We start from the raw sequence: 16,747 nt of genomic DNA on the forward strand, positions 1-16,747 counted from the left end.
CGCCGTCAGCTCAGCGACGACGTCCAGTTCGTGCTCGACGAGTTGCCTGGCGGTGGCGTCGGTGACCTCCCGCTGTTGCCGGTGGTCCGGTGGATGGTCGATCGGGGACGCTTCGATCGGCTGGCCCAGGCGGTCCTGTTGACGCTGCCCGACGCCGTCGACGACGGACACCTGCGGGACGCGCTGCAGTCCGTGCTCGATCACCACGATGCGCTGCGTTCACGCCTGTCACGACATGCGGACGGGGAGTGGATCTTCCAGGTCGGCGAGCCCGGTGTGGTGCGTGCAGGAGACGTCATGCGCGCCGTCGCCCTCACTGTCGAGCCCGGTACCGATGAGTTCGAGGCCGCCGTCGACGAACTGCTCGACGCGGCTGCCGACCGACTCGACCCCGCGGCCGGGGTGATGGTTGCCGTGGTCAGGACGACCTCGCCGTCCGGTGCGGGTCGACTGCTGATCGTGATCCACCACCTCGCCGTCGACGGTGTCTCCTGGCGAGTGCTGATTCCCGACGTCGCGATCGCATGGTCGAACACCGCCGCCGGAGAGCCGGTCGCGCTCGAGCCGGTCGGCACCTCCATGCGCCGGTGGGCGCACAGCCTGTCCGAGGAGGCGGGCAGCGACGCCCGCGCGGACGAGTTCGACCGCTGGCGAGAGGTTCTCGACGGACCGGACCCCGTGCTCGGCTCGCGCGCGCTCGACACGGCCGTCGACACGGCGGAGACCGCACAGACGGTCCGGATCGACATCTCGCCCGAGGTCACCTCGGCCGTGATGACAAGCATCCCCCGTGCGTTCCACGGTGGCGTCAACGACGGACTGTTGTCGGCACTGTTGCTCGCGGTGGCCCGCTGGCGCCGCGACCGCGGCGTCGACGAATCCTCGGTCCTGTTGTCCCTCGAGGGCCACGGACGTGACGACGACGTGATCGCCGGGGCCGATCTGTCCCGCACGGTCGGCTGGTTCACCAGCATCTTCCCGGTTCGCCTCGACCTCGCGGGTGCGGATCTCGACGACGCGCTCGCGGCGGGTCCGGCCGCGGGTGCTGTGGTCAAGGCGGTCAAGGAGCAGTTGCTCGCGGTTCCCGACGGCGGCCTCGGCTACGGCATGCTGCGCCACCTCGGGGAGGCGACCGGCGCCAGGCTGGCCGCCATGGCCGAGCCGCAGATCATCTTCAACTACCTGGGACGCACGGCGTCGGTCGGCGAGCACCTGATCGGCGCTCCGTGGACGCCGGACGGCTCCGTCGGCATCGGCGGATTCATGTCGAGCACCGACGGCACGACCCCGCTGTCGGCGACCGTCGAGATCAACGCGGGTATCGAGGGCGAGGGGCCGAACGCGCACCTCGCCGCCTCGTTCACGTTTGCGGGCGCACTGCTCAGCGAGGACGAGACCCGATCGCTCGGGCACTGGTGGGCCTGCGCCCTCGAGGCGATCGCGACCTTTGCGAGCGGAAGCGACGCAGGCGGATTGACGCCGTCCGACCTGAATCTCGTCGACCTGTCGCAGAAGCAGGTCGACCGGCTCGAGCAGCGGTACCCGAAGCTCACCGACGTGTGGCCGCTGGCGCCGCTGCAGCACGGCATGTATTTCCATTCGCTGCTGTCCTCGGACGTCGACGTCTACACCGCGCAGATCCTGCTCGAACTCGGCGGCAACGTCGATGCCGATCGTCTCCGGGCGGCCGGCCAGGCACTGATCGACCGGCACGAGAACTTCCGGACCGCCTTCGTGCAGGACGAGGACGGGGGCGAGGTCCTCCAGGTGCTGCTGCACGACGCGCAGTTGCCGTGGACCCACACCGACCTGTCGTCGATGGACCCTCAGGCGGCCGCAGTCGAGGTGGAGCGGATGCTGGAGGCGGATCGGACCACCCGATTCGATCTCGGTTCGGCGCCGCTGACCCGCTTCCACCTGATCAAGACGGCACCCGCGAAGTGGCTGCTGACGGTCACCAACCACCACATCCTGATGGACGGTTGGTCGACCCCGTTGATCATCCGCGATCTGCTGACCCTCTACGCGGCGGCCGGTTCGTCCGACGTGCTGCCGAGGGCCCGCTCGTACCGGGACTTCCTCTCGTGGCTGGCGGCCCAGGATGCCGAGGCCACCACGGCCAGGTGGCATCGGGTGCTCGCGGGCATCGAGGAGCCGACCCTGCTCGCGGCCCGCAGCGAGGCGGCCGCCGAGGACGCGGTGCCCGAGGAGGTGTCCGCGGCGCTGTCCGCCGACCTCGACCGGCGCCTGTCCGACCTGGGTCGCTCCCTCGAGGTCACCACGAACACGCTGCTGCAGGCGGCCTGGGGTGTGGTGCTCGGCCAGCTCACCGCCCGCGACGACATCGTCTTCGGTGCCACTGTCTCGGGGCGTCCGCCGGAGTTGGCAGGCGTGGAATCGATGGTCGGTCTCTTCATCAACACGGTCCCCGTCCGGATCGAGCTCGACGCCGAGGAGTCGGTCGCGGAGCTGCTCTCCCGCGTCCAGCGTGAGCAGTCCGAGACCCTCGGTCATCAGCACATGGGTCTCAGCGAGATCCTCACGGCGCAGGGCAAGGGCAACCTGTTCGACACCCTGGTGGTGCTCGAGTCCTATCCCGTCGATCGGCAGGGGCTGACCGAGCACTCCGACATCGCGGGCATGCGTCTGCTCGATGTCGGGGTCCGTGACGGCTCGCACTACCCGCTGGCGGTCGTCGGACTGCTCGGCGAGACGCTCGAGCTGAACCTCAAGTACATGCCGTCGGTGTTCGACCGCGCCGCGGTCGAGGGCTTCCTCGGCCGCCTCGTGCGGGTGCTCGAGGCGTTCGCGGCGGACCAGAATGCGCGCGTCGGCGGGATCGAGTTGCTCGGCGCAGACGAGCGCGCCCGGCTGGTGCCGGTGCGCGGCACCGGTGTGGTCGCGGGATCGACTCTGCCCGAGCTGCTTTCGTCGGCGGCAACGGCCAACCCGCAGTCGGTGGCGCTGGTCGCAGGCGGCCGTCAGCTGACCTATGCCGAGCTCGACGAGCGCTCGAACCGGGTGGCCCGCGCGCTCATCGCTGCAGGCGTCGGCCCGGAGACCTTCGTGGCGTTGGCATTGCCGCGCTCGGTCGAATCCGTGCTCGGTGTGTGGTCGGTGTCGAAGGCGGGCGGCGCGTATCTGCCGATCGACCCGGGTTACCCCGAGGACCGGATCGCCCACATGGTGTCCGATTCGGGTGTGCGCATCGGGCTGACCGTCGCCGCGCACCGCGCCGGGCTGCCCGAGTCGGTCACCTGGGTCGTGCTCGACGATCCGCAGTTCATCGCGCGCTGCGAGGACCTCGCGGTGGGCGCAGTGGCCGACGAGGAGCGGCTGGCGCCGCTGCGGCTCGAGCACAGCGCCTACATGATCTACACCTCCGGCTCCACCGGGTTGCCGAAGGGCGTTGTCGTCACCCACGCCGGACTGGCGAACTTCGCGAGTGAGCAGCGGGAGCGGTATGCGCTGTCCGCGTCCTCGCGCACGCTGCACTTCTCCTCGCCGAGCTTCGACGCCTCGGTGCTCGAACTGCTGCTCGCGGTCGGTGCAGGAGCGACGATGGTGATCGCCGGGCCGGAGATCTACGGAGGCGAGGAACTCCGCGCGCTCCTGGCGACAGAGGGCGTGACCCACGCCTTCGTCACCCCGGCGGCGCTGGCGACCGTCGATCCGTCCGGACTCGACACCGTCCGCACGGTCGTCGTCGGTGGCGACGCCTGCAGCCCGGACCTGGTGGCGCGGTGGTCCGTCGGCCGGGCGATGTTCAACGCCTACGGGCCCTCCGAGGGCACGGTCGCGACCAATATCAGCGACCGGCTCGTCGCGGGTGAGCCCGTCACCATCGGCGGACCGATCCGTGGCGTCTCGGCCGTGGTCCTCGACGCGCGACTGCGCCCGGTGCCGGTCGGCGTCGCGGGCGAGTTGTACGTCTCGGGGGTCGCGCTGGCCCGTGGCTACCACGGACGGGCAGGCCTGAGCTCCGAGCGATTCGTTGCCGACCCGTTCGGTGCGTCCGGTAGCCGGATGTACCGCACCGGGGACGTGGTGCGGTGGATCGAGGCGCCCGGCACTGACACAGGCCTGGCCATCGAGTATGTGGGCCGCAGCGACTTCCAGGTGAAGGTGCGCGGCTTCCGCATCGAGCTCGGCGAGGTCGACGCCGCGCTCGGCGCCCACGAATCGGTCGACTTCGCGGTCACGGTCGGACGCCCCGGTCCGTCCGGCGACATCCTGCTGGCCTCGTACGTGGTCCCGGTCTCCGAGGAGGCGGTCGATGCCGCCGAGCTGAAGGAGTTCCTGGGTCAGAGCCTGCCGGGGCACATGGTGCCCTCGTCGATCGTGTTGCTCGACGCGCTGCCGCTGACGGTGAACGGCAAGCTCGATCGCAAGGCGCTGCCGGAACCCGAATTCGTTTCGGACGGGAGCGAATTCGTCGCGCCCGATTCTCCGGTCGAGGAACTGGTTGCCGGGATCTTCGCGGAGGTGCTCGGTCTGGATCGGGTGTCGGCGGCCGATTCGTTCTTCGCCCTCGGCGGGAACTCGTTGTCCGCGACCAGGGTGGTGGCCCGGGTCAACTCGGCGGCGGGCGCGGCACTCGGGGTGCGCGACCTGTTCGAGGCGTCCACGGTGCGGGACCTCGCGGCGCGCGCGGTCAGCACGGACGGACGTGCGCCGCGGCCAGCGCTCGCGGCGGGGGACCGGCCGGATCGCCTCCCACTCTCGCTCGCGCAGCAGCGGATGTGGCTGATCAACCAGCTCGACACCGCCTCGCCGGTGTACAACATCGCGATCGCCGTGCGGCTGTACGGCAGCCTCGATTTCGACGCGCTCGGCTCGGCCGTGACGGATGTGCTCGCGCGGCACGAATCGGTGCGGACCGTCTACCCGGCGGACGAGGGGGTGCCGCGGCAGGTCGTGCTCCCGGTCTCCTCGGTCCCGATCGATCTCGACCCGGTGGAATGCGCGGAGGAGGCGCTCACCAGCGGGCTGGTCGAGTTCGCCTCCCACGGCTTCGACGTGACCTCGTCGCCGCCGCTGCGGACGCGGTTGTTCCAGGTGGGCGATCAGGAGTTCGTGCTCGCGCTGGTCGTGCACCACATCAGTGCCGACGGCGCCTCCATGGGTCCGCTGGCACGGGACGTCATGCTCGCCTACGGGCAGCGGGTCACCGGGCAGGAGCCCGGCTGGGAGCCGCTCCCGGTGCAGTACGCGGACTATGCGCTGTGGCAGCGCGAGGTCCTCGGCGCCGAGGACGACCCCGAGTCGCTGGCCTCGCGTCAGCTCGATTTCTGGGAGCGGACGCTGAGCGGCATGCCTGCGCTGATCGAGCTGCCCACCGACCGGCCGCGGCCGGCGCGGCAGTCGATGGACGGCGGCAAGGTGGACTTCGAGATCGGCGCGGATCTGCTCGCCCGACTGCACGAGATCGCGCGCGGCAACGACGCCACGCTGTTCATGGTCACGCACGCGGCGCTTGCCGTGTTGCTCGCCCGTCTGACCGGTGGTGAGGACATCGCGATCGCCACCCCGGTTGCCGGGCGTGGCGAGGCCGAGCTCGACGGGCTGGTCGGGATGTTCGTCAACACGCTCGTCCTGCGGGCGGGCGTGGACCCGGGCGCGACCTTCACCCAGGTGGTCCAGCAGGCCAAGAAGGTCGACCTCGAGGCCTACGCACACGCCGACGTGCCGTTCGACAGTGTGGTGGAGCGGCTCAACCCGGAGCGGTCGACCGCCTACTCGCCCTTGGCACAGGTGATGCTCTCGTTCGAGAACCTGGGACGTCCGACCCTGGAGCTGCCGGACCTGACGGCGTCGGAGTTCGACAGCGGGTTGGTCGCGGCCAAGCTCGACCTGCAGCTGACCCTCGTGGAGAACCGGGACGCGGAGGGCAAGGTGACCAGCCTGTCCGCCTCGTTCAACTACGCGGCCGCCCTCTTCGACGAGGCCACGGTCTCCAGCTTCGCCGATCGGTTCCTGCGGATCGTGACGGCCGTGGCCGATGACGCCGAGGTGATCGTCGGCGACATCGACATCTGGAGCGCACCCGTCGACGAGTCGCCGAGCATCGCGGGGCCCACCGTCGACGACCTGCCGGTCCTTGTCGCCGCGGTGGCCGAGGTGGTGCCCGCCGAGATCGCTCTCGAGCACGACGGGATCAGCGTCACCTACGGGCAGATGGACGAGCGCCTGAAGCTGCTCACCGCGTCGCTCGCGGACCGCGGCATGGCGGTCGAGGCAATCGTCACGACGGCCCTGACCAGCCTGGTGCCGACAATCCTGCTCGCGGCGGGCGGCAGCGGTGCCGGCGACGGCTTCGCCGACGTGGTCGACCGCCTTGTCGCCGATGCCGCGGCAGCGGCGGCACGACATTCGAAGGACCCGATGGTTCGCCTTGTGACCGGTCACTGATCCACAGCAGCGAGCCTCGTTGTGTCGGTCCCGTATGTTTAGCTGCGGTGATTCGTCGCGTCGGACGGCTCGCTGTTCTGTGATGCGTAAACGAACGAACTAGCTCGAATGCTTCGGAGGAACTGTTGTCTGCTGCGGATCTGACTCGATCGATCGCCGCTCTCGCCTCGGACCGCCCGGACACGATCGTAGTGTCGGTCGACGGTATGTCGGTGACGTATCGGGAGCTCGATGAGCGTCTGCAGCTGTTGGCGGGGGCACTGTCCGATCGCGGGATGGATGCCGATGCCATCGTCTCCGTGGTCCTCACCGGTCTGGTTCCGACGATCGTTGCCGCCGAGGGTGGCATCGGTGGCGTTCTCGACAGGATCCACGCCGACGCCTCCACCCTTGACCTTCCCGAGGAAGCCGCCGAGGCGCCCGCAGACGGATGGCCGTTGGTCTCGGCCGTCGCCCTGTGGCAGGAGTGGGTCGAGCGCGATCCCGAGGCGATCGCCGTCGTCGAGGACGGCCGCCCGACCACCCGTGGTGAGCTCAACCGCATGGCCAACCAGTTGGCGCGGGAACTCGCCTCTCGGGGGTGCGACCCGATGATGTGGTCTCCCTGATCGTTCCCCGTTCACTCGAGTGGATCGTCGGCATGCTCGCGGCGTGGAAGCTCGGCGCCGCCTACTCGCCGCTCGACCCCGCGTGGGCCATCGACCGGACCGAGGGGCTCATCGAGGCGAGCGGGGCCAGGGCCGTGGTCGCACTGAGCGGTTGGCCCGCGCTGGCGGACGCTCCCTTCGAGGTGACGGTCCTCGACGATCCCGACACCGTGGCACGCCTCGAGGCGCACGAGGCGACGGATATGGATCGGGATCCGTGGATGGACGACGACGCGGGCCTGCGACTGGCCTATGTCATCTCGACGTCGGGATCGACTGGCCGTCCGAAGCCGACGCTGGTGCCGATGCGCGGCGTCTCCAACACCTTCCAGGCCTACCGCCGCATGCTGGACTTCGGTGCGGGTACCGGCGTCCTGATGGCGAACTCGCCGCTGTTCGACCTGACCCAGAAGAACATCTGGGTCGCGCTCGCGTACGGCGGCACGCTGCATCTGTCCGAGGACGGCTTCGACCCGCAGCCGATTCTGCGTCAGATCGGTACCGGGGACGTCCAGATCGCCAACATGGCGCCGAGCGCCTTCGAGGTGCTGGCCGACCTCGACACCGAGGGTGTGCTGACCAACCTGGGCGCCGTCATCCTGGGCGGTGAGCAGATCCGGCCCGCCGCTTACAACGGGTTGATCGGCACCGAGACGCGGATGATCAACAGCTACGGTCCGACCGAGGCCTCCGACGTCACGTCGATCTACGAGCTGGACCTCTCCGCCCCTGACGCCGAACAGGGCCAGATCCCGATCGGTACCGCCTGGGAGGGAGTGGATTACCACGTCCTCGACGGCCGCCTGCGGCCGGTGCCCGCGGGTATCACGGGTGAGCTCTACATCGGTGGCAACGCGGTCGGCCGCGGCTACGGCGGCATGACCGCGCTGACCGCATCACGATTCGTCGCGAGCCCGTTCGGTTCCGGCGGCGCCCGCCTGTACCGGACCGGCGACCTGGTGCGCGAGCGCAGCGACGGCGAACTGGTGTTCCTTGGACGTAGTGACTTCCAGGTCAAGATCCGTGGTCTCCGGATCGAGCTCGGTGAGATCGAATCCGCGCTGGTCGCGAACGCCGATGTCCTGCAGTCCATTGTCGTCGTGCACGACGACAACCGGGTACAGCGTCTCGTGGGGTATGTGACCGCGGTCGCGGGCGCGACGATCGACACCGATCAGGTGCTTGCCGACGTGGGCCGGACCCTGCCGGCGTACATGGTTCCCGACCTGCTGCTCGTGCTCGACGAGATGCCGCTCAACACGAGCGGAAAGATCGACAGGAAGGCGCTGCCGCGCCCGCAGTTCGAGTCGCATTCCGATCACTACCGGGAGCCGTCGACCCCGGCCGAGATCGTGGTGGCGCAGATCTTCGGCGAGATCCTCGGCATCGAGCGGGTCGGCGCCGACGATTCGTTCTTCGAGATCGGCGGCAACTCGCTGTCGGCGGCCCGGGTGGTTGCGCGGGCCAACGCGGCGCTCGGCTCGGACGTGAATCTGCGCGAGGTGTTCGATGCGCCGACGGTGGCCGGGCTGGCCGCCCTCGCGGCCGCGGGGGCGGGGACCGGTCGTCATCGGCCGGAACTCGTGGCGCAGCCGCGACCCGAGCGGATCCCGTTGTCGCTGGCGCAGTCTCGGATGTGGTTCATCAATCAGTTCGACACCTCGTCGCCCGCCTACAACCTCCCGCTCGGTATCCGGCTGACCGGTTCGCTCGACACCGAGGCCTTGGCGGCCGCGGTGGCGAGTGTGCTCGAGCGGCACGAGTCGCTGCGCACCGTGTTCCCGGATGACGGAGACGGTCCGCATCAGGTTGTGCTGCCCGTCGACGGACTCGACATCGATCTGACCCCGGTCCAGGTCCGTGACGAGGCCGACCTGATGACCACGCTCGCGGACCTCGCGTCGCGGGGCTTCGACGTGACAGTCGAGATCCCGGTCCGGCCGCGCTTGTTCCGGTTGACCGAGAACGAGCACGTCCTGCTGTTCCTGGTGCATCACATCTCCTCGGACGGCGCATCGATGGCGCCGCTGGCGAGGGACGTCGTCATCGCGTACTCGAGCTGGGCGAGCGGTCAGGGCCCCGAGTGGGCGCCGCTCGAAGTCCAATACGCGGATTTCGCGATGTGGCAGCGCGAGCTGCTCGGTGTCGAGGACGATCCGGAGTCGCTGCTGGCGCGGCAGGTCGGCTACTGGGTCGACGAGCTCGCCGGGATCCCGGAGGTGCTGCCGCTGCCGACCGATCGCCCGCGCCCCGCGGTCATCTCCATGGAGGGCGCACGGGTCGAGTTCGAGATCGGTCAGGATCTGCACGGCCGGTTGCTCGAGCTGGCGCGCGAGCACGAGGCGACCATGTTCACCGCCGTGCACGCCGCGTTCGCCGTGCTCCTCTCCAAGCTGTCCGGCACGGACGACATCGTCCTCGGTACTCCCACCGCGGGGCGTGGCGAGCGTGCACTCGACGACCTCGTCGGCATGTTCGTCAACACCCTCGCGCTGCGGACAGTGGTCGACCCGGCCAAGTCTTTCGTCGAGATGCTTCGCAGCACAAGGGAATCGGACATCGGTGCGCTCGCGCACGCGGACGTGCCGTTCGAACGCCTGGTGGAGCTCCTCGCACCAGAGCGGTCGACCGCGCACTCGCCGATCTTCCAGGTGGTCATCGCGCTGGAGAACACCGAGGCCGCGGTCCTGGAACTGCCCGACCTCGTGGTCGGCGAGGTCGACCCGGGCGTGACCTTCGCGAAGTTCGACCTGCAGCTCTCGGTGGGCGAGCGGGCCGATCACTCGGGGATGACGGGCACCCTGGTCTACGCGACCGACCTGTTCGACGAAACCAGCGTGCGCACCCTCGGGGAGCGGTTCGTGCGCCTGCTCGAGGCGGTCACCGCCGATCCGTCGGTTCCGGTCGGCAACGTGGAGATCACCAGCCCGGACGAGCGCAGCGCCCTCACGCCCGTGCGCGGCGCGGATTCCGCGGCCCCGGTGTCCCTGGCTGCGCTGTTGACCTCCGGAACCGCGGAACGCGGTGCCCCGGCTCTGGTCTCCGGCACCCGCGTGGTGTCCTACGGGGAGCTCGACGACCGGTCCAGCGCCCTTGCCCGGGTGTTGATCTCGCACGGAGCCGGTCCCGAGACCTTTGTGGCGCTCTCGCTCGCGCGGTCGATCGAGTCGGCGGTCGCGGTGTGGGCGGTCGCGAAGACCGGCGCGGCGTTCGTGCCGATCGATCCCGCCTACCCCGCCGACCGGATCGAGCACATGGCCTCGGACTCGGGGGCGACGCTCGGTCTGACCACGACCGGGGCGCTCGCCGGACTGCCGTCCGGCGTGCGCTGGCTGGCGATGGACGACCAGGGCTTCCTCGCGGACTGGAACGCCGAGCGGACGGATCCGATCCACGACGCCGATCGCACCACGGCTGCGCATGTGGACAATCCGGCGTTCATGGTCTACACCTCGGGCTCCACCGGGCTCCCCAAGGGCGTCGTGGTCACGCACACGGGCCTGGTCAACATCGTCGCCGAGCACCAGCAGAAGTTCGGTGTGCAGGCCACGTCCAGGGTGCTGCACTTCGCGTCGCCGAGCTTCGACGGCGCGGTGTGGGAACTGCTGATGGCCTCGGTCGCGGGCGCGGCAGCCGTCATCGTGGCACCGGGTATCTACGGCGGCGACGAACTGCGCGAGGTGATGCTCGAGCAGCGGGTCACGCACGGCTACACGGGACCCGCGGCGTTGAACACCGTCGATCCCACCGGCCTGGTCGACCTGGAGTCGATCTCGGTCGCGGGTGAGGCGGTCAGCCCGGAACTGGTGGCCAAGTGGGCGCCAACCTACCCCTTCCGGAACCTGTACGGCCCCACCGAGACCACCATGATCGCGACCATCTCGGAACCGATGGTCGCCGGCGCGCCGGTCACCATCGGTGGCCCGATTCGCGGGGTGTCCGCGGTGGTCCTCGACGGGCGACTGCGCCCCGTACCCTTCGGTGTGACGGGTGAGCTCTATCTCGCGGGCCCGGCGCTGGCCCGCGGCTATCACGGCCGCTTCGACCTCACCGCGTCCCGGTTCGTGGCCGACGTGACCGGCGGGCCGGGTGCCCGGATGTACCGCACCGGTGACCTCGTCCGCTGGGTCGACCGGTCGGCCTCGGGGACCGGTCCCGGCTCGAGATCGAGTACGTGGGGCGCAGTGACTTCCAGCTCAAGGTGCGCGGCTTCAGGATCGAGCTCGGTGAGATCGACGGCGCGCTTGCGGCGCACGAGTCCGTCGACACCGCGTACACGATCGGCCGCGAGGGACCGGCCGGTGCCACCGTGCTGGTGTCCTACGTCGTGCCGGTGCCTGGTGCCGCGCTCGCGGACCGCGAGCTGACCGAGTTCGTGTCCCGTTCGCTCGCCCCGCACATGGTGCCGTCGGCGATCGTGGTGATCGACGCGCTGCCCGTGACGATCAACGGCAAGGTGGACCGGAAGGCGCTGCCGGAACCGGACTTCGGCTCGGCCGCTGAATCGTATGTCGCTCCGTCGAACGCGATGGAGGAACTCCTGGCCGGCCTGTTCGCCGAGGTGCTCGGCGTCGACCGGGTCAGCGTCGCCGACTCGTTCTTCGCGTTGGGCGGCGACAGCATCGTCTCGATCCAGCTGGTGGCCCGGGCGAAGGCCGCGGGCGTGCTGATCAAGGCAAGGGACGTCTTCGAGCGCAAGACCGTCACCGGTCTGGCTCTGGTCGCCACGACGGCCGCCGAGGCGGGCGTCGTGGTGCTGGAGGAGCTCGCTGGCGGCGGTGTCGGCGACATGCCGCTGCTGCCGGTGGCGCGCTGGGCGCTGGAGAACGGCGCGGGGTCGCGGTTCTCCCAGGCGGTGTTGCTGACGGCGCCGCTCGGACTCGACCGCGACACCCTGGCGGCGACGGTGCAGGCGGTGCTCGACCAGCATCCGATGTTGCGGTCGGTGCTGACCTCCGCGGACGGTGACACACCCGTGCTGCGCGCCCGTGAGCCCGGTGCGGTCGACGCGAACGCGGTGCTCGACCGGATCGAGTTCGATTCCGAGAATGTCCCCGGCAGTGCGGGATTCGAGCGGATCGCGGCCGAGGCACTGGATGCGGCCGCGGACCGACTCGACCCCGCTGCCGGCGCGATGGTGCAGGTCGTCTGGTTCGATCCGGCATCGCAGCTCGGTGAGGCGAACGGACGCCTGCTCCTGGTACTGCACCACCTCGTGGTGGACGGTGTGTCCTGGCGCCTGCTGGTGCCGGCCCTTGCGTCGGCCTGGGGCCAGATCGTCGCAGGCGGCACGCCGAGCTTCGAGCCGGAGGTCACCTCGATGCGCCGGTGGGCACACGCCCTCGCGGACGAGGCACGTTCGGACTCGCGGGTGGCCGAACTCGGTTACTGGCGTGAGGTTCTGGCGACGCAGGAGGCGCCGATCGGGTCACGGCCGCTCGACGCGCAGCTCGACACCGTGGCGACCAGGGGACAGGTGTCTCTCGAGTTGCCAGCCGATGTGACCGACGGGCTGCTCACCGGGGTTCCCGCCCGATTCCGGGGCGGCGCCCAAGACGGACTGCTCGCGGCCCTCGCCGTCGCCGTCGCCGCGTGGCGGCGAGCCCGCGGCGGACGCGGAGCGGCGGAGTCCTCGACCCTGATCACTCTGGAGGGACACGGCCGCGAGGACCAGCTGGCGCCGGGCGCGGATCTCTCGCGGACCGTCGGCTGGTTCACCAGCGTGTACCCCGTTCGGCTCGACATCGGTGGGGCCGACCTCGATGACGCGCTCGCGGGCGGGGCAGCGGCGGGAGCGGCGGTCAAGGCCGTCAAGGAGCAGCTGCTGGCGGTGCCGGACAACGGCATCGGGTACGGCCTGCTGCGATACCTCAACCCGGAGACCGGCGCGGAGCTGGGCTCCGGGGCTGTTCCCCAGATCAGCTTCAACTACCTCGGCCGGTTCGGGACCGGGGAGCTCACCGACGAGATCCGTGGCCTCGGCTGGATCCCGGTCACCGACGGCGGCGCGCTCGGCGGCGCTGCCGATCCGGCCATGGCGCCCGAGTCCGCATTGGAGATCAACGCGTCGGTGCTGCCTGGCGGCGGCCTGTCGGCCACCCTGTCGTTCGCGACCGGCGTGCTCACCGAGGCGGAGGTCGAGGAGTTCGCCGGATTCTGGCGCGCCGCGATGACCGCGATCAGCGCGCACGCGCGCACCGAGGCGGCCGGCGGTCTGACCCCGTCCGACCTGCCACTGGTGTCCCTGTCGCAGGACCAGATCGAACTGTTCGAGTCCCGGTACCCGAGTGTCGAGGACCTGTGGTCCCTGTCCCCGCTGCAGCACGGCCTGCTCTTCCATGCGCTGCTCACCGAGGGCATGCCGGACGTGGTGGACGTCTACACCGCGCAGTTCGTGCTCGACCTGGCCGGATCGGTCGACGCCGATCGGCTGCGTCGTGCCGCCGACCGGCTCCTGGTCCGGAACCCGAACCTGCGCTCGGTGTTCCTCGTCGACGAGGCCGTGGGATCGGTCCAGGTCGTGGTCGGCGACACCAGGGCCCCGCTCACCCTGCACGATCTCAGCGGCCTCGACGAGGAGTCGAGGGCGGCCGAGCGGCAGCGGATCCTCGATGCGGACCGCGCGACGGGCTTCGACATGGCGACCCCGCCGCTGGTCCGGCTGACCCTGCTCGCGTTGGCGGCCGACCGCTGGCAGCTCGTGTTCACCAACCATCACGTGATCCTCGACGGCTGGTCGACCCCGCTGGTCATCCGTGAGCTGATGGCGCTCTATGCCATGGACGGCGACGATTCGGCGCTGCCGCGGGCCAGGGACTACAAGGACTACCTGCACTGGCTCGCCGGACAGGACCGCGCGCAGTCGCTGGAGACCTGGCGCGACGCGCTTGCCGCAGCGGATGATCCGACCCTGCTGGCGCCTGCGGTGCAGGGCGTCAACCACGCCGCGGTGCCGGGCAAGGTGGAGGGTTCGCTCTCCGCCGAGGAGACCGCGGGTGCCGAGGCGCTCGCGGCAGAACTGGGCGTCACGCTGAACACGCTGGTGCAGACGGCATGGGGCGTCGTGCTCGGCATGCTCAGCGGTCGCGGCACCGTGGTGTTCGGTGCCACCGTGTCCGGTCGACCGTCGGACTTGTCCGGCGTGGAGTCGATGGCCGGATTGTTCATCAACACCATTCCCGTTGCCGTGCAGCTCGTTCCGCACGAGCCGGTTCGCGAGCTGCTCGCACGCCTGCAGTCGGAGCAGGCGGGCCTGCTCGACCACCACTTCGTCGGACTGACCGACATCCACCGGGTGGCGGGTGACGGCGCGCTGTTCGACACCGCAGTGATCTACGAGTCCTATCCGGTGGACACCTCCGGCGTCGGCGGCGACGTCGACATCGCCGGGATGCGGTTGATGGGTGTGGAATCCGCGGCCGCGAGCCATTTCCCGCTCTCGATCGTCGCCGCTCCCGTCGACGGCCGTCTGCACCTCGCCGCCGAGTTCCAGCACGAGGCCTTCGACGAGGCGACCGTCGCGGGTCATCTCGACCGCACGATCCGGGTGCTGCGCGAGTTCGTGGCGCGTCCGGAGGCGAATGTCGGTTCGCTGCGTCTGATCACCGACGACGAGCTGCAGCTGCTCGACTCGTACAACCGCACCGAACTCGCCCGCACCTCCGAGACGTTGCTCGAACGCATCGACGCGCGGGTCGCCGAGGACGCGTCCGCGATCGCCGTGGTGGCGTCGGGCACGAGCATCACGCGCGGCGAGCTCGACCGTCGTGCCAACCGGTTGGCACACGAGCTGATCGCGGCGGGCGTCGGCATCGATGACGTGGTGGCCCTGATCGTCCCGCGGTCGGTGGACTGGGTGGTCGGCATGCTCGCGGCGTGGAAGGTCGGCGCTGCCTACCTTCCGGTCGACACGAAGGCGCCCGCGGACCGGATCGCAGCCGTTCTCGAGGACTGCGAGGTCGGGGCCGTGGTGCTCGCGGACGGGTGGAGCGAGCAGCTCGCCTACTCCGGAGCGCTCGTGCGGCTGGGCGATGCGGACACCGAGGCCCGGCTCGCGAGCAGGCAGGAGACGGCCCCGCCGAACCGCTGGACCGAACCCGGCGCCGGTCACCGCCTCGCCTACGTGATCACCACCTCTGGATCGACCGGCAGGCCGAAGCCGACCCTGGTGCCGATGGCGGGCGTTCTCAACACGGCCGAGTGGTACCGCGGTGAGATCCGCCTCGAGCCGGGTGACGGTGCGCTGGTCGCGAACTCTCCGGTCTTCGACCAGACGCAGAAGAACGTGTGGGTCACGCTGTCCGACGGTGGCGTGCTGCACCTGGCGGGGGACCCCTTCGACCCGGTCGAGATCCTCGAGATCATCGGTGGTGGCTCGGTGGTCAACGCGAACCTGGCACCGAGCGCCTTCGCCACGCTGCTCGACGCGGATGCGGACCAGTCGGTGCTGCCCGCGCTGCGGTCGTTGCACCTGGGCGGCGAGTCGTTCAACCCGGCCAGGCTGGCGCACCTCGAGGCGGCGGGCACCCGGCTGCACAACAATTACGGGCCGACCGAGGCCACCGACATGATCACCGATCACCGGTTGAGCTCGGTGACCACCGGCTACCCCGACGGCCGGGTCCCGATCGGGCCCGCGCTGCCGAACTACGAGCTGTACGTGCTCGACCAGCACCTGCGCCTGGTGCCGCCCGGGGTGCCCGGCGAGCTGTACATCGGCGGTCCGCTGGTGCTCGCCCGCGGCTACGGAAGCCGGTTCGCGCTCACAGCGGCCCGGTTCGTGGCGAACCCGTTCCGTGGCGGCGGCGAGCGGATGTACCAGTCCGGTGACGTCGTGTACTGGAACGCCGCAGGCGAGCTCGAGTACGTCGGCCGCACCGACTTCCAGGTGAAGATCCGTGGTCTGCGGGTCGAGCTCGGCGAGATCGAGATGGCGCTGCTGGCCGACCCGCGGGTGGGCCAGGTCGCCGTGGTGGTCAAGACCACCGATACCGGGATCGACCGATTGGTCGCCTACGTGGTTCCCGCCGACTCCGCGGACGGACTCGAAGAGGCGGTCACCGAGGTCGCCCGACGTGCCCTGCCCGACTACATGGTGCCCTCGGCGGTCGTTGTCCTCGACGAGTTCGAGCTGACCCCCAGCGGAAAGGTCGATCGGAAGGCGCTGCCGGATCCCGATTTCGGCTCCGCGGAGGAGTCCTACCGGGCACCCGCGAATGTCATCGAGGAGATCATCGCGGCCGTGTACGGCGAGCTGCTGTCGGTGCCCCGGGTGTCCGCGACCGACAGCTTCTTCGCCCTCGGCGGCGACTCGCTCGTCGCGACCAAGGTCGTGGCGCGGGTCAATGCGGGGACCGGGGCGGCGCTCCGTCTGCGCGACCTCTTCGAGGCGCCGACGGTGGCCGAGCTGGCCGCCCGGATCGAAAGCGGGGAAGGCCGCACCGAGGCGCGCAGCGAACTGTCGGTCCGACCGCGCTCCGGCCGGATCCCGTTGTCGCTGGCGCAGTCTCGTATGTGGTTCCTGAACCAGTACGACACCTCCTCGCCGGTCTACAACATCCCGATGGCGATCAGGCTCACCGGCGCACTCGACACCGACATCCTCCGGGCCGCGCTCGGTGACGTTCTCGAACGCCACGAGTCGCTGCGGACGATGTTCCCGAACACCGACGACGGCCCCACCAGCTGAT

At 70.0% G+C, this 16,747-nt stretch carries 4 protein-coding genes; all 4 read left to right on the plus strand.

The window, feature by feature from the left end:
• Positions 1-93 precede the first annotated feature (93 nt).
• The gene (locus tag BTZ20_RS06725; RefSeq protein WP_223263761.1) at positions 94-6,411 is read left to right on the plus strand and encodes a non-ribosomal peptide synthetase; all 6,318 of its coding nucleotides are present in this window, start codon (positions 94-96) and stop codon (positions 6,409-6,411) included.
• A 212-nt stretch (positions 6,412-6,623) separates the two neighbouring features.
• A complete protein-coding gene (locus BTZ20_RS26185) occupies positions 6,624-7,019 on the plus strand; it encodes a hypothetical protein (RefSeq protein ID WP_145982237.1) in 396 nt (131 codons plus the stop codon).
• A complete protein-coding gene (locus tag BTZ20_RS26655) occupies positions 6,992-11,425 on the plus strand; it encodes a non-ribosomal peptide synthetase (protein ID WP_077040829.1) in 4,434 nt (1,477 codons plus the stop codon). The genes BTZ20_RS26185 and BTZ20_RS26655 overlap by 28 nt, the downstream gene beginning before the upstream one ends.
• Positions 11,338-16,746, plus strand: a complete 5,409-nt coding sequence (locus BTZ20_RS27800) for a non-ribosomal peptide synthetase (protein WP_262982588.1) — start codon at positions 11,338-11,340, stop codon at positions 16,744-16,746. The genes BTZ20_RS26655 and BTZ20_RS27800 overlap by 88 nt, the downstream gene beginning before the upstream one ends.
• Position 16,747: the final 1 nt, after the last annotated feature.

The sequence above is a fragment of the Rhodococcus sp. MTM3W5.2 genome (assembly GCF_001984015.1).
Lineage (GTDB): Bacteria > Actinomycetota > Actinomycetes > Mycobacteriales > Mycobacteriaceae > Rhodococcus_G > Rhodococcus_G oryzae.

Excerpts from the sequence above, each read along its gene's own strand:
- BTZ20_RS06725 (WP_223263761.1), top strand. The coding sequence starts at position 94 with ATGGTCGATCGGGGACGCTTCGATCGGCTGGCCCAGGCGGTCCTGTTG.